Genomic DNA, 19,433 nt, shown 5'->3' with positions numbered 1-19,433 from the left:
CCTGTTTCCGCCATGCATACAGATACCGCCATGCAGACGCTGCCGCGCTACAGCGGCATCCCGACCTTCATGCGCGTGCCCTTCGCGCAGCGCCTCGAAGACTTCGACATCGCCCTGGCGGGCGTGCCCTTCGACGGCGGCGTGACGGCGCGTCCCGGTGCGCGCTACGGCCCGCGCGAGATCCGCAACATGTCGTCGATGACGCGCGCCATCCACCACGTCACCGGCTTCAATCCCTTCGAGGCCTGCCGCGTGGTCGACGTGGGCGACGTGCCGTTCACCGACGTGTTCCACCTGGAGCGCTCGCACGAGGACATCCGCCGCTTCTTCGAGCCGCTGTTCGCGGCCGGCAAGACTGTGCTGGCCGCGGGCGGCGACCACTCGATCACCTTTCCCGTGTTCCAGGCGATGGCACCACGCCAGCCGCTGGGCATGGTGCACATCGACGCACACACCGACACCTGGGACGACTTCCTCGGCTCCAAGTTCAGCCATGGTTCGCCGTTTCGCCGCGCGGTCGAGGCCGGGCTGCTCGACCCGAAGCGCACCATCCAGATCGGCATTCGCGGCGCGCAGAACTCCGACGAAGGCTGGCGCTATTCGCTGGACAGCGGCATGCGCGTGGTCTTCATCGAGGAGTTCGAGGCCAAGGGCGTCGAGGCGATCGTGCAGGAGGCGCGGCGCATCGTCGGCAACGGCCCCACCTACCTGTCGCTGGATGTCGATGGCCTGGACCCGGTGTTCGCGCCGGGCACCGGCACGCCCGAGATCGGCGGCCTGAGCACGCGCGAAACGCTGGGCCTGCTGCGCGGCCTCGACGGGCTGGATTTCGTCGGCGGAGACGTGGTCGAGGTGTCGCCGCCCTACGACCCCTCGGGCAACACCGCGCTGCTGGGCGCCACGCTGATGTACGAAATACTGTGCCTGCTGGCGCGCAACGTGGCCTCGAAGCGCTGAAACCTTTTGTCGGGAACCTGACTTGACAGGGCCCTGGCGAGCACTGAATACTGCACCGGATGGTTGAGTATTTTTGGCTCGCCTGGCGCCGCTCGATGGTGCGCCGGGCTCTACAGGAGACGCTCATGCTCGGAAACATCGACGCAGTGGCCAACCTCGCGGTGAAAGACCTCGCCGTGGCCCGCCGCTTCTACGAAGACACTCTGGGCCTGTCGCAGGTCGATGCGGAAGGCGATGAAGTCATCGTCTACCGCAGCGGCAGCACGCGCATCAACGTGTACCGCTCGGCATTCGCCGGAACGAACCAGGCGACGGCCGTCACCTGGCAGGTGGGCGCGGACATCGAGCGCCTCGCCGCCGCCCTCAAGGCCAAGGGCGTGCGCTTCGAGCACTACGACATGCCCGATACGAAGCTGGTGGGCGACCTCCATGTCATGGGCGACATGAAGGTCGCGTGGTTCAAGGACCCGGACGGGAACATCCTGAACCTGATCAACGGCTGATCGATCGGCCGAAGTTTCAGCCGAAGTTCTTGGCCGCGAAGTCCCAGTTAGCCAGCTTGGCCAGGAAGGTCTCGACGAACTTCGGGCGCAGGTTGCGGTAGTCGATGTAGTAGGCGTGTTCCCAGACGTCCACGGTCAGCAGCGCGGTGTCTGCAGTCGTCAGCGGCGTGCCGGCTGCGCCGGTGTTCACGATGTCCACCGAACCATCGGCCTTTTTTACCAGCCAGGTCCAGCCCGAACCGAAGTTGCCCACGGCCGACTTCACGAACGCTTCTTTGAAAGCGTCGTAGCTGCCCCACTTGGCTTCGATGGCCTTGGCCAGCGCACCGGTGGGAGCGCCGCCGCCTTGGGGCTTCATGCAGTTCCAGAAGAAGGTGTGGTTCCAGATTTGCGCGGCGTTGTTGTAGATGCCGCCGCTGGACTTCTTGATGATCTCTTCGAGCGTCAGCGACTCGAACTCGGTACCCTTTTGCAGGTTGTTGAGGTTCACCACGTAGGCGTTGTGGTGCTTGCCGTAGTGGTACTCGAGGGTTTCCTGCGAATACTCGGGTGCCAGCGCGTCGAGGGCGTACGGCAGGGGTGGGAGCTTGTGTTCCATCGTGGTTTCCTTTTTGGGTGTTGAAAAAACAGATTCAGGCATTCGCCTTGGGTTCGACCCGGTAGGCGCACCGTCGTGCGCCCGCCAGCACGTGTTCGACGCGGCTGACGCTCACGTCGGGCCCCAGCACTTCGTCGAAGAGTTGCAGCTCACTGCGGCAGAAGCCCGTGCAGGCCTGTGCCGCAGTGCAGATGGGGCAGTGGTTCTCGATGAAGAGAAAACCCTTGCCCTGTTCGTCGGGCCGGAACTCGGCCATGTAGCCTTCGCGGCTGCGAATTTCCGCCAGCCGCTCCAGCCGCACCTTGAGGCTGCGCGCGCCGCGCATGGCCTCCGTGTAGTTGGCGCGCATGGTGGCTTCGCGCGCGCTGATGAGCTGGTCCATGCCCTTCTCGCCGAACACGCTGATGACGGCGCTGATCATCTGCACCGTCATCTCGGCATGCGTGTCGGGAAAGCGCTTGTGGCCCTCTCCGGTGAGCCGCCAGATCTGCGTGGGCCGGCCGCGGCCGCTGGAGCGGCTCTCGGCGTCGACCAGGCCATCGGCCTCCAGCTTGGCCATCTGCTGGCGCACCGCCTCCACCGTGACGTTCAGCACCTTGGCGATGTCGGGGATGCCGAGCGCGCCGCGTGTCTTGAGCGTCGAGAGGATGCGGTCTGCCGGCTGGTGCGGCATCCAGGTGGGCTTGGCATCGGGGGCGGACATGGCGGATTCGGTCGTGGAGGGAAAACCTTGCCATTGTCAGGTGGTTGGCCCTCCCTTCGCAGCGGCGGGTGCTTGCCAGCCGCCGCCCAGCGCCTTGTAAAGCGCGACAAGGCTGGTGTACGAGGCGGTTTCGGCCTCGGCCACGGCGTCTTGTGCGCGCAGCAGGGTGCGCTGGGCGTCGAGCACGCTCAGGTAGGGCGCGGCCCCTTCGCGGTAGCGCACCTCGGCCAGTTCGGCGGCGCGGCCGCTGCGGGTGGAGGCTTCCACCAGCCGCTGCAGGCGCAACTGGTTCTGGCCGTAGCCGGTGAGGGCGCCTTCCACGTCCTCGATGGCGCGCAGCACGGTCTGCTCGTAGAGCGCGCGGTCGCCTTCGGCGCGGGCCTCGGCACCGCGCACGCGGGCCTTCACCGAGCCCAGCCGCAGAGCCGGCCAGCTCACGCCCGGCGTCACGCTGAAGGCGCGGCTCGGCGAACTGCCCAGGTCAGAGCCCCGCAGCGCGACAAAGCCCAGGAAGCCGCCGATGTCGAAGCGCGGATACAGCTCGGCCGTGACCGCGCCCACGTCCGCAGTGCTGGCCGCGAGCCCGCGCTCGGCGCGCAGCACGTCGGGCCGGCGGCGCAGCAGGTCGGCTGGGTCGCCGATGGGCAGGCGCTTGTCGAGCACGCGCAGCTGGCGCGGCTGCAGCATCGGCTCCAGTTCGCCGGGGCGCAGGCCGGCCAGCACCGCGACGCGGTAGGCCGACTGCCGGCGCGTGGTTTCGAGCGCTGGCAACTGGCTCTCGGTGGTCGCCAGGTTGGCCTGCGCGCTCGCCAGGTCGCCTTCGAGGCCGCGGCCGGTCTGCACCTGCGCCTCGGTCACGCGCAGGCTCTGGCGCAGGCTGTCGAGCGTGCGGCGCGTCACGGCAATGCGCTGCTCGGCGCCGCGCATCTCGTAGTAGTTGCGCGCCAGCTCGGCCACGGCAACGATGCGCACCTGTTCGAGGTCGGCGGCGCTGGCCTCGGTGCGCGCGGTCGCTGCCTCGTCGAGTCGCTTCAGGCGGCCGAACAGGTCGATCTCCCACGAAGCGTCGAAGCCCGCACGGCTGCTCTGCGACAGCGAACGCACGTCGGGTTGAGTGCCGCTGTTGCCCTGCGCGATGCTGCGCGTCTTGCTCGCGCCGGCGGTGACGACCGGCAGCCGGTCGAGCTCCGCCTCGGTCTGCGTGGCGCGGGCTTCGAGCAGCCGGGCTTGCGCGATGCGGATGTCGTGGTTTTCGGCCAGTGCGCGGTCGATCAGCGCATCGAGCTGCGGATCGTCGAGCTGGCGCCACCAGTCGCGCTGCACCGCGTCGTTGGCGAACAGCGAGCGCTCGGGTGCGGTGATGGCAACCGGTGCGTCGGCCGGCGCCTTGTAGTTCGGCCCAACGGCGCAGCCGGCCAGCACCAGCATGCTCAGTGCGAAGGGAGCGGCGTAGGTAAAGAGTCGGTTCATGGTCATGCTCCTTCAGCCAGCGCTTCGAGTTCGGCCGCGCGCTGCGAGTGGCCCGCCGCGCGGTGGTCGCGCGCCAGCAGCGTGTACATCGTGGGCAGCACAAACAGCGTGAACAGCGTGCCCACCAGCATGCCGACCACGATCACCAGGCCGATGCTGAAACGGCTGTTGGCACCCGCGCCGCTCGCGAACAGCAGCGGCACCAGGCCCATCACCATTGCGGCCGTGGTCATCAAAATGGGGCGCAGCCGGATGCGCGCGGCCTCCTCGATCGACGCGCGCCGGTCGAAGCCCTTGCGCATCTGGATCTCGTTGGCGAACTCCACCATCAGAATGCCGTGCTTGCTGATGAGCCCGATGAGCGTTACCAGCCCGATCTGCGTGTAGATGTTGATGGTGCCGAAGCCCAGCGCCAACGGCACCAGCGCGCCGCAGATCGACATCGGCACGCTGATCAGAATGATCAGCGGATCGCGCAGGCTCTCGTACTGCGCGGCCAGCACCAGGTAGATCACCACGATGGCGAACACGAAGGCCATCACCAGCGCCGAGCCCTCCTGCGTGAACTGCCGCGCATCCGACTGCCAGTCGTAGCTGAAGCCGGCCGGCAGCTTCTTCGCCTCTTCGCTCAGGAAGGCCACTGCGTCGCCCATGGTCACGCCCGGCATCGGAATGGCCTGGAAGGTAGACGCATTGAGCTGGTTGAACTGCGTGAGCTTGTTGGGGCCCACGCTGGTCGACAGCTGCACCAGGTTGGCCAGCGCCACGGGCTGGCCGCTAGCGCTCTTCACGAAGTAGCGCGAGAGCGCTTCTGCCGTGAGCCGCTGCTCGCGCGGCGACTGCGGAATCACGTCGTAAGAGCGGCCGTCCATGCCGAAGCGGTTGACGTAGTTCTCGCCCACCAGCACCGCCAGCGTGTCGCCGATGGACTTCATCGTCACGCCCATGCTGTTGGCCTTGGCGCGGTCCACGCGGATCTCGACCGTGGGGTTGTTGAACTCCAGGTCGCTGTCGACCACGGCGAACTTGCCGCTGTCGCGCGCCGACTTCTTCAGCGCTTCCATCGCCTCGAACACGGCGCGGTGGTCGCCCGCGCTGCGGATCACCATCTGCACCGGCAGCCCGCCGGTCGAGCCCGGCAGCGAGGGCAACTGGAACGCGAAGACGCTGCTGCCTTCCACGTCGTTCATGCGGCCCTGTGTGTCGCCCTGGATCTGGTCGGCATTGCGCTTGCGATCTTTCCAGTCAGACAGCTGTACGCCGCCGATGCTGTTCGACACGCCGTCCGAGCCATTGATGAGCCAGCGGCCGGTGTTCTCGGGCAGCGTGGCAAACACCTCGTCCCACTTCTTGCCGAACTTCTCGACGTAGTCGATGTTGGCGTGCTGCGGCGACTTGATGGCCGTCAGCACCATGGCCTGGTCTTCACCGGGTGCGAGCTCGCGCTGCGCCGCGTTGTAGAGGAACGGCAGGCTCACCAGCACCAGCGCCGCGAACGCGCCGGTCACCCAGCGGTGGTGCAGCGACACGTCCAGCAGCCGGCCGTAGCCCGTGGCGAGCCGGTGGAAGAAGGCTTCAGCGGCGCGCGCCATGCGGCTGCCCGTGGTGTCCTGCGGCAGCAGGAACGAGCTCATCACCGGCGACAGCGTGAGCGCGATCACGCCCGACACCACCACCGCGCCCGCCAGCGTGAAGGCGAACTCCTTGAAGAGCGAACCCGTGAGCCCGCCCATGAGCCCGATGGGCGCGTACACCGCGGCGAGCGTGAGCGTCATCGCGATCACCGGGCCGGCCACTTCGCGCGCGCCGATCAATGCGGCCTGCACGCGCGACTTGCCTTCTTCTATGTGGCGGTGCACGTTCTCGACCACCACGATGGCGTCGTCCACCACCAGCCCGATGGCCAGCACCATCGCCAAGAGCGTCAGCAGGTTGATGCTGAAGCCGAAGAGCAGCATCAACGCCGCCGCGCCCAGCATCGACAGCGGAATCGTCACCACCGGAATGAGCACTGCGCGTACTGAACCGAGGCACAGGAAGATCACGATCACCACGATGGCGATGGCTTCCAGCAGCGTGTGCCGCACCTCGTCGATGGATGCTTCGATGAAGCGTGCCAACTCGAAGGGCAATTGCACTTCAACGCCCGGCGGCAGGTTCTGCTTGATGCCGGGCAGAAGTTCGCGGATGCGCTTCACGATCACCAGCGGGTTGCCGTTGGGTGCCGCCTGCAGACCGAGGTAGATGGCGGGTACGCCGTCCATCGTCGCGCTGCTGTCGGCGCTGGCCGCGCCCAGCTCCACGGTGGCCACGTCGCCCAGGCGCACGATGGCATCGCCGTCACGCTTGACCACCATGTCGCGGAACTCGGCCACGTTCACCAGATCGGTGTTCACGCGGATGTTCGACACCACGTACAGGCCCTTCACCTGCCCGGGTGCGGCCTGCACGTTGTTCTGGCGTAGCGCGTCGGCCAGCTCGCCGGCCGAGATGCCGCGCGCGGCCATGCGGTTGGGGTCGAGCCACACGCGCATCGCCAGCGTCTGCCCGCCCGACACTTCGACGCCTGACACGCCGGTGATGGAGGCGAACTGCGGCTGCACCACGCGCGAGAGGTAATCGGTGAGCGCCGGCATCGGCATTGTCTTGCTGGAGAAGCCGACATAGGCCACGGCCGTTGCCTCGCCCGACGACTTCAGGATCACCGGGTCGAAGGCCTCGGCCGGCAGCCGGTACTTCACCTGGCTGACCTGGGCCATGGCTTGCGTGAGCGCCTGGTTGGCATCGGCGTTGAGCTTCATGCGCACGCTGATCACGCTGCGCCCCAGCGTGGAGGACGACGACAGGTAGTCGACGTTCTCGATGGTCGCCACCGCCTGCGCGATCGGCTGCGTGACGAAACCCTGCATCAGCTCCGGCGAGGCGCCGGGGTACTGCGTGGTGATGGTGAGCGTGGTGCTCTCGGTCAGCGGGTATTGCCGCACCGGCAGGTCGCCCAGCGCACGCGCGCCGAGCAGCAGGATGAGCGTGCTCACCACCAGCGCCAGCACGGGCCGGCGCACGAAGAGGTCGGTGAACTTCATGGCTTGGCTTCCTGCGCGAGGGCCAGCGTGTCTTTTGCCGTCGGCATCACGGGAGCGCCGGTGTACAGGCGCAGCTGGCCGGAGGTGACGACCTTGTCGCCGGGCATCAGCCCCTTGTCGATGACGACCAGGCCATCTTGCCGCTCGCCGGCCTTCACGAACACCTGCTGCGCGGTGAAGCCGTCGCCCTTCTCGGCGGGCCGCACCACGAAGACCGAGTCGCCGTGCGTGCTGTAGGTAATGGCCGTCTCAGGCACGGTGATGGCGTCGGCGCGCGCCGGCAGAGCGACCTTGCCGTTGACGAACATGCCCGGCGTGAGCGCGCCGTCGGCGTTGTCGATGGTGGCCTGCAGGCGCACCGTACGTGTGTCGCTGCCGATCTGGGGCTCGATGGTGCTGAGCCGCCCCTGGAACACGCGGCCCGGGTAGGCATCGACCGAGAGCGCCACCTGCTGGTTGCGCTTGAGCACGGGCAGTGCGCTTTCAGGCAGCGTGAGGTTGGCGAACAGCGTGCGGCTGTCGGTGAGCGACACCAGCGCATCGCCGGCCCGCACGAACTGGCCGAGGTTGACGCGGCGGATGCCGAGCACGCCGTCGAACGGCGCCTTGATGCGCTTCTGCTCCAGCAGCGCCTGAATGCGCCGCAGATCGCCGCTGGCCTGGTCGAAGGCGGCTTGCGCCTGTTCGAGCTGTTCCTGCGTGGCCGCCTGCTGCGGCACCAGGCGGCGCGTGCGGTCGAGCAGCGCCTTGGCATTGGCTCGCTGGGCCGTCAGCCGCTCCAGGTCGCCCTGCTCGGGCGCGTCGTTTAGCTGCACCAGCAGTTGCCCTGCGCGCACTTCGCCGCCGGGCGTGAAGAGGATCTTCGCGACGCGGCCTTCCACTTCCGCCGGCACTTCGACCTGCCGGTTGGCCTCCAGCGTGCCGATGCCGCTGAGGAAGCGCGCCACCTCAGTCTTCTGTGCGGTGGCCACAGCCACCTTGGTCGGCGGCCTGCCGCCACCCTCCGCGTGCGCCGGCGTGAGCTTCGTGGTGAGCCCGTAGCCGGCACCTCCCAGTACCAATGTCGCGAGGCCGGCACCCAGCCAGGCCCTTGATTGCTTGTTCATTACGACGTCCATTATTAATCAAAGAAAGTACTTTGATTATTAAAAGATGCCGGCGGCCTGTCGATGAAGGCGTGGCAATGGCCGTCATAGGCCGGGGCTATTTGTGAAAGGCTGTGCATGTCGAGTTCTCCAGGGTTACGCGGGGATTCCCGCTGACCTGAAGAAGACGTGCCACCCACCCGGGTTGTGACAACCCGGTGCCTTGCTGCCTGTCTATCTGTAGTGAGTTGCCATGAAATCGATGAAGGCGCGCACCGCGGGCTGCACGTGCCGCGTGCGTGGATAGAGCGCCGCATAGGTGCGCTGCCCGAGCGTGACCTCCGGCAGAACGCGTACCAGCGCACCCGCCTGAAGATCGGCGCGCACCGTGTGCCACGTGAACGCCGCAATGCCCAGCCCGCATTTCGCGGCCGAATACAGCGCGGTGATCGTGTCGCATGCGAAGCGCGAATCTGGCTTGAACGTTTGCTGCCGCCCGTCGCGCATGTGCAGGGTCCAGTGCGCGGGGCTTTCCGGCCCGTTGTGCTGCAGGCACTGGTGCTGCGACAGGTCTTCCGGCGTGCGGGGCAGGCCGTGATCGACCAGATACCGTGGCGCCGCGACCAGCACCATGTCGGACACCGCCAGTGTCCGAGCCATCATGGATGCGTCCTCCAGTTCGGCGCTGATGCGCAGCGCGACGTCGATGCCCTCGGCGACCAGCTTCGTGAAGCGGTCTGTGCAGACGACTTCCAGCCGGATGCCCGCATGGCGCGCCTGGAAGGCAGGCAGCCAGTCCGGAAGGTCGAGCGTTGCGATCGCAAGCGGCATGCTCACTCTCAGCGTGCCGGTGGGAGCCTTGCCATCCGTCGCCGCATCGGCATGGGCCGCATCCAGCCGCGAGAGGATGTCAGTGCATGCAGCGTGATAGCGCTCGCCCGCCTCGGTCAGCGTGATGCCGCGCGTATCGCGCCGCACCAGCTGCGCGCCGAGCGATTCCTCCAGCGCCTGCAACTGCCGCGACAGGCTGGAGTGCGTGGTACCCAGCGACTGCGCCGCGGACGAAAGGCTCTTCGCTTGCGCGATGCGTTGAAAGGCGCGCATCGCCTTCACCTGATCCATGCGCCGCCCTCCTGCGGGTTCCTTAGATCGTTCGCATTTTCAGGCAACCGGCAACGCCAGGATCTGCGCAGTGGTCAGCACCTCGCCGAAGGTGTCCTCGATCTCGGCCAGCGCCGCGCGATGCAGGCTCTCGTGCGAAACGGTGTCGCCGTTCTCGCGGCGGATCGAACGGGTGGCCGTGGCATCGGACGACACCACCACGTCGAACCCCTGCACGGCGCCGTCGCGGGCAGCGCCGGCCACACATGCGTGAGTCATGAGTCCGGTGATGACGAGCGTCTGCACGCCGGCTGAGCGCAGGCGCTGTGCGATGTCGGTGCTTGCGAACACGCTGACCGTGGTCTTTTGCACGATGACATCGCGCGCCCTCGGCTGCATGTCCGCATGGAACTTCACGGTGTCGCCACCTTGGGCGAAGGTCGAGGAGCCTGCCGGCGCCACATGCTGTATCTGGAACACGGGGAGGGCATGCCGATCGGCCCACGCCAGCAGGCGCTTCGTATGGGCGACGGCGCCCGCTGCGTCGGCAATGGGCATGCGGCCGGTGAAGTACTCGTTCTGGAAATCGATCACCAGCAAGGCCGTGGCCTTGCCGTTCAACCGCTGCAGCGGTTTCGCGCCCGACATGGCGCGGAGGGTGGGTGTGGGAGCGAAGTGCGATGCCGCAGCGGCGGTGCCGACGATGCCGGCCGCGCAGGGCACGGCCAGTGCGCTCATGAGTCCGCGGCGAGAGAGTCCTGACATGGTTGCTGTTCCTGGAGATCCATCAAAAGTGATGAGGAAGTCTAGGAACGGCTATGGGCTACGCATAGGCCGGCACGGCTACAAGTGTTGTGCGGTTTGCGCACATCAAGCCGCATCAGGCATCCGACTGATGAGCTTGTCCAGCGTGATCGGATAGTCGCGCACCCGTATTCCCGTCGCGTTGTGGATCGCGTTCGCCACGGCAGCGCCCACGCCGCAGATGCCGAGTTCACCGACGCCCTTGGCCTTCATCGGCGAGGAGATCGGGTCGGTCTCGTCCAGGAAGATCACTTCCTGGTGCGGGATGTCGGCATGCACCGGCACCTCGTAGCCGGCCAGGTCGTGATTGACGAAGAAGCCCAGGCGTTCGTCCACGGCGAGCTCTTCCATGAGCGCGGCTCCGACGCCCATGGTCATCGCGCCGATGACCTGGCTGCGCGCCGACTTGGGGTTGAGGATGCGGCCCGCGGCGCAGACAGCGAGCATGCGCCGCACACGTATCTCGGCGGTGAATGCGTCCACGCCGACTTCCACAAAGTGCGCGCCGAAGGTGGACTGCTGGTATTGCTTGTCCAGGTTGCCGAACTCCAGCACGTCTTCCGCGACGATGCTCTCGCCGCCCGCGATACCGGCGAGCGGCACGCTCCGGCCACCCGCGCGCACCATGCCGTCTGCGAAGACAGCGCTGGCGGCGTCAAGCCCCGCACGTTGCGCGACCACCTCCCGCAGCTTGGTGCAAGCCGCGTAGACGCCAGCCGTCGAGCAGTTGGCACCCCATTGCCCGCCCGAACCGGCCGATGCGGGAAAGTGCGAATCGCCGAGCCGCACGACCACGCGTTCGAGCGGCACGCCCATCATCTCGGCGGCCGTTTGCGCAATGATCGTGTAGCTGCCGGTGCCGATGTCCGTCATATCGGTCTCGACGGTCACGATGCCGCGCGCATCCAATGCCACGCGCGCGGCCGACTTCATCACCTGGTTGTTGCGGAAGGCGGCCGCCACACCCATGCCGACGAGCCATCGGCCGTCGCGCACGAGGCCGGGCCGCGCGCTGCGCTTGTTCCATCCGAAGCGCTCGGCCCCGGTGCGCAGGCACTCGATGAGGCGGCGCTGCGAGAAGGGGCGGCTCGGGTTGGCCGGGTCTACCTGCGTGTCGTTGAGCACGCGGAATTCGATGGGGTCGATGCCCAGCTGCTGCGATATTTCGTCGACTGCAATCTCCAGCGCCATCAGCCCCGGCGCCTCGCCCGGCGCGCGCATCGCATTGCCTTCGGGCAGGTCGAGCAAGGCCAGCCGGGTGCCGGTGAGCCGGTGTTCGCCCGCGTAGAGCAGGCGCGTCTGCTGCACCGCGTTCTCGGGCTTGCCGTCCACCAGGTTGCCGGACCAGCTCTCATGGCCAATGGCGGTGATCTTTCCCTGCGCGGTGGCGCCGATGCGAATGCGCTGGATCGTCGCGGGCCGGTGCGTGGTGTTGTTGGCGATGAGCGGGCGCTGCAGCGCGACCTTCACCGGTCGCCGCGCAATGCGCGCGCCCAGTGCCGCCAGCAGCGTGTCCGCGCGCAGAAACAGCTTGCCGCCGAAGCCGCCGCCGATGTAGGGCGACATGAGGTGGACCTTGTCCTTGGGCATGTCCAGCGTTTTCGCGAGTTCGCCGGTGGTCCAGTCGATCATCTGGTTCGAGGTCCACACGGTGAGCCTGTCGCCGTCCCACGCGGCGATGGTGGCTTGCGGCTCCATCATCGCGTGCGAGTGGTCGGGCGTGGTGTAGGTCTGGTCCAGCCGCACCTCGGCCTTGACGAACGCGCCTGCGAAGTCGCCGACGGTGTTGTCGCGGTTGATCGTCTTGCGGTCCGTCGCAGCTTTTGCCTCGGCGAGGCCGAAGCTGCCTTCGGAGCGCGCGTACTTCACCTGCACGAGCTGCGCTGCGGCGACTGCCTGCTCGAAGGTCTGCGCGACGACGAGCGCGATGGCCTGGTGGTAGTGGTCGATGACGGGGCCGCCGAGCAGCCGCGCAGTGTTGAAGTTGCCCTTGCCCAGCTTGCCTGCGTTCTCATGCGTGACGATGGCGATCACGCCGGGCGCGGCCTTCGCGCGGCTCAGGTCTAGCGAGAGGATCCGGCCCTTGGCAATGGCCGATCCGACGATGTAGCCATACGCCTGGTTGGGCACGACGTCATGCCGCTCGTACGCATAGGGCGCCGTGCCCGTGGTCTTGAGCGGACCGTCGATGCGGTCCACCGGCTGGCCGATCACCTTCAGCTGGTCGATGGGGTTGGTGGTGGCGGGGGTGTCGAACTTCATCGCTCAGCTCCTGGCTTGCGTCAGCACCGCATCGAGCGTGCGCTCGACCAGCGACACCTTGAAGGCGTTCTGCGAAGTGGGCTTGGCGCCGGCAAGCAACGCCGCGGTCACGGCCCTGGCGCCGCGGGGCATCTCGGCCTCGGCTGCTTCGACGCGCCACGGCTTGTGTGCGACACCGCCCACCGCAACGCGGGCACTGCCGTCGCGCTGCACGATCGCGCCTACTGAAACCAGCGCAAAGGCGTAGGAGGCCCGGTCGCGCACCTTCTGATAGATGTGCCTGCCGCCCACTGGTGCGGGGAGCTTGACCGACGTGATCAGCTCGCCGGGCGTCAGCGCTGTTTCAACATGCGGCGTGGCGCCGGGCAGCTTGTGGAAGTCCGCGATGGGGATGGTGCGCCGTGAGCCGTCGGAACGAATCGTCTCCACCGTTGCATCGAGCGCGCGCATCGCGACGGCCATGTCGCTCGGATGCGTCGCGATGCATGCATCGCTCGTGCCCACGATCGCGTGTTGGCGCGTGTATCCGCCGATGGCCGCGCAGCCGCTGCCGGGCTGGCGCTTGTTGCAGGCCTGGTTGGTGTCATAGAAGTAGGGGCAGCGCGTTCGCTGCAACAGGTTGCCCGCGGTCGTCGCCTTGTTGCGCAACTGGCCCGATGCGCCGGCGAGCAGGGCGCGTGCGAGCAGCCCATGGTCGCGCCGCACGCGGCTGTCGGCGGCAAGATCGGTGTTGCGCACCAGCGCGCCGATGCGCAGGCCGCCGTCGGGTGTGCTTTCAATCTTGTCGAAGCCCAGGCCGTTGACGTCGATCAGGTGCGCGGGCGTCTCGATCTCCAGCTTCATCAGGTCGAGCAGATTGGTGCCGCCCGCGATGAAGCGTGCACCCGGAACCCTTGCCGCCTTCATGACGGCTTCCGTCGGCGAAGACACGCGCTCGTAGGTGAAAGACTTCATGCCGTTCTCCCCGCGGCCACTTCGGTGATCGCATCGACGATGTTGCTGTAGGCCCCGCATCGACAGATGTTGCCGCTCATGCGTTCGCGCAACTCCACCACCGTGACCTGAGGCCTGGCCGTCAGGTCGGCGCTCACGTGGCTGGGGATGCCTTCGCGAATCTCGTTCAGCACGGAGACGGCGGAGCAGATCTGCCCCGGCGTGCAGTAGCCGCACTGGTAGCCGTCGTGCTTCACGAAGGCGGCCTGCATCGGGTGCAGCGCACCCGGCTTGCCCAGGCCTTCGATGGTGGTGACCTTGGCGCCTTCGTGCATTACCGCCAGGGTCAGGCACGAGTTGATGCGGCGGCCGTCCACCATCACGGTGCAGGCGCCGCATTGGCCGTGGTCGCATCCCTTCTTGGTGCCGGTCAGGTGCAGGTGCTCGCGCAACGCATCGAGCAGGGTGGTGCGGTTGTCCAGCGTGAGGACGTGCGTCTTGCCATTCACTTCAATGGTCGTCTTCGACAGGCCGGAGAGCTTTGGTGCGGGTGTCGTTGCCGCGTTGGCCGCAGGAGCCTCCGCGACCACTGCCGCCGAAGCGGCTCCGGCAATCAGCAGGTCGCGCCTGGAGATGGTGGTGGGTTCGTCGGGGGTATTCATGCCGTGCCGCGTGCCTTTCATCTCGAACAACTGCAATCCACCAATGTAGGCCGGCACCCCCGGGCCCAACTAGGCGGCGCGGCCTTGATGCACTGACAAGTTGCTCTTGATAATCGACGGCCACACTGGAGGCCTTTATGCCTATCAATGAACTGCGTTCCATCGCCACATTCGCCAAGACGGCTGAGCTCGGCAGCCTGCGCCAAGCCGCCGCGGCACAGGGGATGACGCCACAGGCCGCCAGCCAGGCCCTGGCCCAGCTGGAGCAGCACCTCGGTGTGCGGCTGTTCCACCGCACCACGCGCAGCATGGCGCTCACCGACGAGGGGCGGCAGTTTCTGGAAGCCGCGCAGCCCGCGCTGCTCGGCCTGCAGCGTGCCTTGCACATGGCGCGCCGCGCGACCGACGAGATTGCGGGGCCGCTGCGCATCGTGGGGCCGCGATCGACCTTCGCGCCCGTTTTCTGGCCCTTGCTCGACGAGTTCTGCAGGCTTTACCCCGAAGTGCAGCCCGACGTGCAACTCGACGACCGCATCGGCAACTGGGTGGAAGACCGCGTCGACGTGGGCTTTCGCGTCGGCCCGTCGCCGGCCGAGGGCGTCATTGCGCGAAGGTTGTTCGGTCTTCAGCTCATCGTCTGCGCGGCCCCGTCGTACCTTGACCGCCATGGCGCACCGGACAGCCTGAACGCGCTGGCGGCGCATCGCTGCAGCGGCTTCCGTCTCCCCAGCACGGGCAAGGTCATGCCCTGGTACGTGAAGGTCGGGGAGGATGTCGTCGAGCACCACATCGTTCCGGCGCTGTGCGTCAACGACGAAGCGCTGGAAACTGAAGCGGTGCTGGCGGGGCATGTCATCGGGCTGATGACCAGCGTGAGCGCCGCTTCGCACATCCGGGCCGGGCGCCTGATACCGCTGCTGAGCGAGCATGCCGCCGACCGTTCGGCCGTGTTCGTCTACTACGGAAGCCGCGCGGCCCAGCCCGCGCGCGCCAAGGCATTCATCGACCTGGCCATCCAGCGGCTGACCAACAACCCCGCCTATCTGCTGACGGCGGAAGAGTTGCGCTCCGCGGAATCCGCAGGGCGGCTTGCGCATGCACGCCGATAGGGTGAGCCGGCATTCAAACGGGGCCACGGCGTCGCACCTCCTTTGTGGCCTATGCGCTAACCTGTGCCGCCGATGAACGACGTTTCCCGCCCCGACCCCGACGCTCTGCTAGCGCAACTGCGCAGCGACGAGGCGCGCGCACTGCGCGGCAAGCTGCGCATCTACTTCGGCGCCAGCGCCGGTGTCGGCAAGACTTGGGCGATGCTGAGCGCCGCGCAGCGCGAGCACGCCACCGGCCGCGACGTGCTGATTGGCGTGATCGAAACCCACGGCCGCAGCGAGACTGCCGCGTTGCTCACGGGGCTGGAGGCACTGCCGCTGCGCAAGCTGGACTACCGCGGCCGCACGCTCGCCGAGTTCGACCTCGACGCAGCGCTCGCGCGCAAGCCCGCCGTGCTGCTGGTCGACGAACTGGCCCACACCAACGCCCCCGGCTCGCGCCACGCCAAGCGCTGGCAAGACGTGCAGGAGCTGCTGGCCGCTGGCATCGAGGTGTGGTCGGCCCTCAACGTGCAGCATCTTGAAAGCCTCAACGGCACGGTCGGCGCCATCACCGGCGTGCGTGTGCACGAGACCGTGCCCGACACCGTGCTCGACGAGGCCGACGAGGTGGTGCTGGTCGATGTCACGCCCGACGAACTCACGGCGCGGCTCGCGGCCGGCAAGGTCTATCTGCCGCAGCAGGCCGAGCGCGCCGCGCAGAACTTCTTTCGCAAGGGCAACCTGATCGCACTGCGCGAGATCGCGCTGCGCCGCACCGCCGAGCATGTGGAAGACGACGTGCGCGGCTGGCGGGTGGAGCAGTCGGGCGTTGGCGGCAACGGGCAGGGCCGCGAGCTGCAGGCCTGGAATACGTCGGGTGCGATCCTCGCCTGCGTCGGTCCGCATGAAGGCGCGGCGCAGACGGTGCGCACTGCCGCGCGGCTGGCGGGCCAGCTCAACGTGCGCTGGCATGCGGTGTATGTAGAGACGCCCAGGCTGCAGCGGCTGGCCGCGGCGGAGCGCGATCGCACTCTTGCTGTGCTCAAGCTGGCGGAAGAGCTGGGCGCAGCCACCGCCGTGCTTACCGGCTCCGACGTGGCAGAGCAGCTGGCCGAACAGGCGCGCCGGCTCAACTGCGCGACGCTGGTGCTGGGGCGCGCCGAACCCGCTACCGGCTGGCGCCGCTGGTGGCCCGCGGGAGCTCAGCCGCTGGCGCGTGCGCTGGCCGAACGGGCGCCCGCGCTCGACATCATGGAAGTGGCCCGCGCGGAAAGCTCGCGCCGCCTGTCGCACACCCAGCTGGAGGGCATGCGCATCGACAGCGACGATCACGAGAAGGCGCCCACCTACTGGCCCGCCTACGCATGGGCCGCTGCCACCAGCATCGCGCTCACGCTGATCTGCACGCCGCTGGCCCACGTGCTGGAGCTGTCGAACATCGTCATGTTGTTCCTGCTCGGCGTGGTGGGCGTGGCGATGCGCTTCGGGCGCGGGCCCGCGGCGCTGGCGGCTCTGCTCAACGTCGCGGCCTTCGACTATTTCTTCGTGCCGCCGCGCCTGTCGTTCGCAGTGAGCGACGTGCAGTACGTGCTGACCTTCGCGATCATGCTCGGCGTCGGCCTGCTGGTGGGGCAGCTTACGGCGGGGCTGCGCTTCGCGGCTGGCGTGTCGGCCAGCCGCGAGCGGCGCGCGCGTTCGCTGTTCGAGCTCACGCGCGAACTGTCGGCTGCGCTGGAGAGCTCGCAGGTGGTCACGCTCGGCACCGCTGCCGTGCGGGGCCACTTCGGCGGCGATGCGCTAGTGCTGGTGACCGACGCGTCCGATCAACTGATGCTGCCCGCCGACCCTCCCAAGGGCTTCGACCCGCAGGTGGCCGACTGGGCCTTCCGCCACGCCCAGCCCGCCGGCCTTGCGACCGCCACGCTGGCAGCGCAGGCCTGGCACTACGTGCCGCTGCAGGCGCCGATGCGTGTGCGCGGCGTGCTCGCCTTGTCACCCGCGCAGCCGCGCTGGCTGCTCATTCCCGAACAGGCGCAGCAGCTCGACACGCTGGCGCGGCAGATCGCGATCGCGCTGGAGCGCGTGCACTACGTCGAGGTGGCGCAGCAGGCCGTGGTCGAGATGGAATCGGAGCGACTGCGCAACGCTTTGCTCGGCGCTATCTCGCACGACGTGCGCACGCCGCTCACCGCGCTGATCGCGTTGGCCGAATCGCTGCAGACCCTGCCGCCCGAGGAGCACGGCAACACCGCGCGCGCCATCGTCGCGCAGGCGCACGAGCTGCATGCGCTGGTCAACAACCTGCTCGACATGGCGCGGCTCGAAAGCGGCATCGCGGGCGGTGCCGTGAACCTGCGACGCGACTGGCAGTCGGTGGAGGAAGTGGTGGGCTCCGCGATTCGCGCGGCGCGCACGTCGCTCGGCAACACCGTCGTGCAGACCGCGCTCGACCCCGACCTGCCGCTGGTCGAGTTCGACGCGGTGCTGATCGAGCGCGTGCTGGTCAACCTGCTGGAGAACGCCACCAAATACGGCGCGCCGCCCATCGTGGTGGGCGCGCGGGCCGAGCCCGGCACGCTGGTGCTGACGGTGCGCGACCACGGCCCCGGCCTGCCGGCCGCGCTGCTGGGCCACGAGCAGAAGCTGTTCGACAAGTTCACGCGCGGCGAAGTTGAATCGGCCACGCCCGGCGTGGGCCTGGGCCTTGCAATCTGCAAGGCCGTGGTGAACGCGCACGGCGGCGAAATTGCTGCGGGCAACGCGCGCGACGGCGGTGCAGAATTCACGGTCACTTTGCCCCGCCGCGAGCCTCCCGAACCGGCAGAAGCCCAACTCTGAACCCATGCCAACCCCCATCGCCATCGTGATCGAAGACGAGCCGCAGATTCGCCGCTTTGTGCGCGGCGCGCTCGAGGCCGAAGGCTGGGTGGTGCATGAGGCCGGCACATTGCGCGATGGGTTGGCGGCGGCCGGCACGCGACAGCCCGATCTGCTGGTGCTCGATCTGGGCCTGCCCGATGGCGATGGCGTCTCGCTGATCCGCGACGTGCGTGGCTGGTCGGCGGTGCCGATCATCGTGCTGTCCGCGCGCACTGACGAAGCCGACAAGATCGCTGCGCTCGACGCGGGCGCCGACGACTACCTGACGAAGCCTTTCGGCACCGGCGAATTGCTGGCGCGGGTGCGAGCCAACCTGCGCCGTCCGCGAGCGGCAGGCGGCAGCACCGAAGAGCCTCCCGAGGCGCTGTTCCGCTTCGGCGAGATCGAGCTTGATCGTGCTGCGCGGCTGGTGCGGCGTTCAGGCGTGGAGGTACACCTGACGCCTACCGAGTACCGCCTGCTGTCGGTGCTGGTCGCGAACGCGGGGCGCGTGCTGACGCAGCGCCAACTGCTGCGCGAAGTGTGGGGGCCTTCGCATTCCGACCAGAGCCATTACCTGCGGATCTACATGGGGCATCTGCGGCAGAAGCTGGAGGCCGATCCGGCGCAGCCCCGGCATCTGTTGACTGAGACTGCCGTGGGGTATCGGTTGGTGGTGTAGCTGCACGCAAGGGGATGCCTTAGAGGCAGCCCCACAGATAGACAGACTTCTTCTTGCCGACCGCCTCGGCTGCGAGCCTCCGGAGGTCTTCCATGACCGGATGCAGCTCGGTGGGCTCGCACGCGAGCTCCTCCGTGTTTGCCCATCGCTCCAGCACGGGGACCAGCGATGCAGAGTCGACTTGGGTCAACAATGTCGTCAGTTCATCGGGAAATCGATTGAGCCACGCATCGTTGTCTTCGCCGAGTTCGACGTATTCGAGCATGTGCCTGTCGACGTCCCACTCCTTGTCTTCCATGATGGCCCAGAGCGTCGTGATCTCAATGTCAGTGAATCGCTTGTACTGGACTGGCTCCAGCAGTTCCTCGATCTCGTCGCCCTCATCGGGCTCCTCGATCCGGTTGGCATAGCGCAATGCCTCTTCGGGGCTGGCGACGAAGAAATCCGAGAGTATTCCCATCTTCTGTTCCTCAGCAAGCTGAATGATGAGCCTGGATTACACCCTTCTTGCCCTTCGCCAGTTTTACGGATCGATGACGTTCGTCGGGGGAAGGGGTTGGACGCAGCGCTTGTGCTGGCCGATCAACCGCTGCGTCCATCGATCACGTCGATGGTGTGCTCTGCGCAGCGAAATAAAGGA

The 19,433-nt window shown here is 67.5% G+C and carries 16 protein-coding genes; 5 read left to right on the top strand and 11 right to left on the bottom strand.

Annotation, left to right across the window (positions count from 1 at the left end; translation table 11 throughout):
* Positions 1-12 precede the first annotated feature (12 nt).
* Together speB and ACSFBF_RS17260 are read left to right on the top strand one after the other, a co-directional pair.
* Positions 13-957 (top strand): agmatinase, encoded by a 945-nt coding sequence (gene speB, locus ACSFBF_RS17265; RefSeq protein ID WP_435469021.1) that lies wholly within the window; start codon positions 13-15, stop codon positions 955-957.
* Positions 958-1,082: 125 nt separating this feature from the next.
* A complete protein-coding gene (locus ACSFBF_RS17260) occupies positions 1,083-1,460 on the top strand; it encodes a VOC family protein (protein WP_435469019.1) in 378 nt (125 codons plus the stop codon).
* 16 nt (positions 1,461-1,476) lie between these two features.
* Here ACSFBF_RS17260 and ACSFBF_RS17255 read toward each other — a convergent pair whose 3' ends face one another.
* From ACSFBF_RS17255 to paoA, 10 genes are all read right to left on the bottom strand, one after another.
* Positions 1,477-2,058, bottom strand: a complete 582-nt coding sequence (locus ACSFBF_RS17255; protein ID WP_435469017.1) for a superoxide dismutase — start codon at positions 2,056-2,058, stop codon at positions 1,477-1,479.
* Between the two features lie 34 nt (positions 2,059-2,092).
* Positions 2,093-2,761 (bottom strand): helix-turn-helix transcriptional regulator, encoded by a 669-nt coding sequence (locus tag ACSFBF_RS17250; protein WP_435469015.1) that lies wholly within the window; start codon positions 2,759-2,761, stop codon positions 2,093-2,095.
* Between the two features lie 36 nt (positions 2,762-2,797).
* Entirely contained in the window at positions 2,798-4,237 is a 1,440-nt protein-coding gene (locus ACSFBF_RS17245) for an efflux transporter outer membrane subunit (protein WP_435469013.1), read from the bottom strand.
* Positions 4,234-7,314 (bottom strand): MexW/MexI family multidrug efflux RND transporter permease subunit, encoded by a 3,081-nt coding sequence (locus ACSFBF_RS17240; RefSeq protein WP_435469011.1) that lies wholly within the window; start codon positions 7,312-7,314, stop codon positions 4,234-4,236. Before ACSFBF_RS17240 ends, ACSFBF_RS17245 begins: the two co-directional genes overlap by 4 nt.
* Positions 7,311-8,420 carry an efflux RND transporter periplasmic adaptor subunit gene (locus tag ACSFBF_RS17235; protein WP_435469009.1) on the bottom strand — a complete coding sequence of 370 codons (1,110 nt, stop codon included), beginning with the start codon at positions 8,418-8,420 and terminating at the stop codon, positions 7,311-7,313. The genes ACSFBF_RS17240 and ACSFBF_RS17235 overlap by 4 nt, the downstream gene beginning before the upstream one ends.
* Positions 8,421-8,633: 213 nt before the next feature.
* The gene (locus tag ACSFBF_RS17230) at positions 8,634-9,521 is read right to left on the bottom strand and encodes a LysR family transcriptional regulator (RefSeq protein ID WP_435469007.1); all 888 of its coding nucleotides are present in this window, start codon (positions 9,519-9,521) and stop codon (positions 8,634-8,636) included.
* 39 nt (positions 9,522-9,560) lie between these two features.
* On the bottom strand, positions 9,561-10,265 hold the full coding sequence (locus tag ACSFBF_RS17225; protein ID WP_435469005.1) for a cysteine hydrolase family protein: 705 nt from the start codon (positions 10,263-10,265) through the stop codon (positions 9,561-9,563).
* 105 nt (positions 10,266-10,370) lie between these two features.
* A complete protein-coding gene (paoC, locus tag ACSFBF_RS17220; RefSeq protein WP_435469003.1) occupies positions 10,371-12,566 on the bottom strand; it encodes an aldehyde oxidoreductase molybdenum-binding subunit PaoC in 2,196 nt (731 codons plus the stop codon).
* Positions 12,567-12,569: 3 nt separating this feature from the next.
* Positions 12,570-13,520 carry an FAD binding domain-containing protein gene (locus tag ACSFBF_RS17215; RefSeq protein ID WP_435469001.1) on the bottom strand — a complete coding sequence of 317 codons (951 nt, stop codon included), beginning with the start codon at positions 13,518-13,520 and terminating at the stop codon, positions 12,570-12,572.
* Positions 13,517-14,161 (bottom strand): aldehyde dehydrogenase iron-sulfur subunit PaoA, encoded by a 645-nt coding sequence (paoA, locus tag ACSFBF_RS17210; protein WP_097200658.1) that lies wholly within the window; start codon positions 14,159-14,161, stop codon positions 13,517-13,519. The genes ACSFBF_RS17215 and paoA overlap by 4 nt, the downstream gene beginning before the upstream one ends.
* Positions 14,162-14,298: 137 nt before the next feature.
* Between paoA and ACSFBF_RS17205 the strand changes: the two genes are divergently transcribed.
* From ACSFBF_RS17205 to kdpE, 3 genes are all read left to right on the top strand, one after another.
* On the top strand, positions 14,299-15,270 hold the full coding sequence (locus ACSFBF_RS17205; RefSeq protein ID WP_435468999.1) for a LysR family transcriptional regulator: 972 nt from the start codon (positions 14,299-14,301) through the stop codon (positions 15,268-15,270).
* Positions 15,271-15,342: 72 nt separating this feature from the next.
* Positions 15,343-18,090: a DUF4118 domain-containing protein gene (locus ACSFBF_RS17200; RefSeq protein WP_435468997.1), complete on the top strand. Its 2,748-nt coding sequence runs from the start codon at positions 15,343-15,345 to the stop codon at positions 18,088-18,090.
* A gap of 4 nt (positions 18,091-18,094) precedes the next feature.
* Entirely contained in the window at positions 18,095-18,793 is a 699-nt protein-coding gene (gene kdpE / locus ACSFBF_RS17195) for a two-component system response regulator KdpE (protein WP_258352430.1), read from the top strand.
* Between the two features lie 19 nt (positions 18,794-18,812).
* Here kdpE and ACSFBF_RS17190 read toward each other — a convergent pair whose 3' ends face one another.
* Positions 18,813-19,253 (bottom strand): hypothetical protein, encoded by a 441-nt coding sequence (locus ACSFBF_RS17190; protein WP_435468995.1) that lies wholly within the window; start codon positions 19,251-19,253, stop codon positions 18,813-18,815.
* Between the last annotated feature and the right edge of the window lie 180 nt (positions 19,254-19,433).

The sequence above is a fragment of the Variovorax nivicola genome, from assembly GCF_051216475.1.
Taxonomy (GTDB): Bacteria; Pseudomonadota; Gammaproteobacteria; order Burkholderiales; family Burkholderiaceae_C; genus Variovorax.
This window is presented reverse-complemented; position numbering and strand designations above follow the sequence as displayed.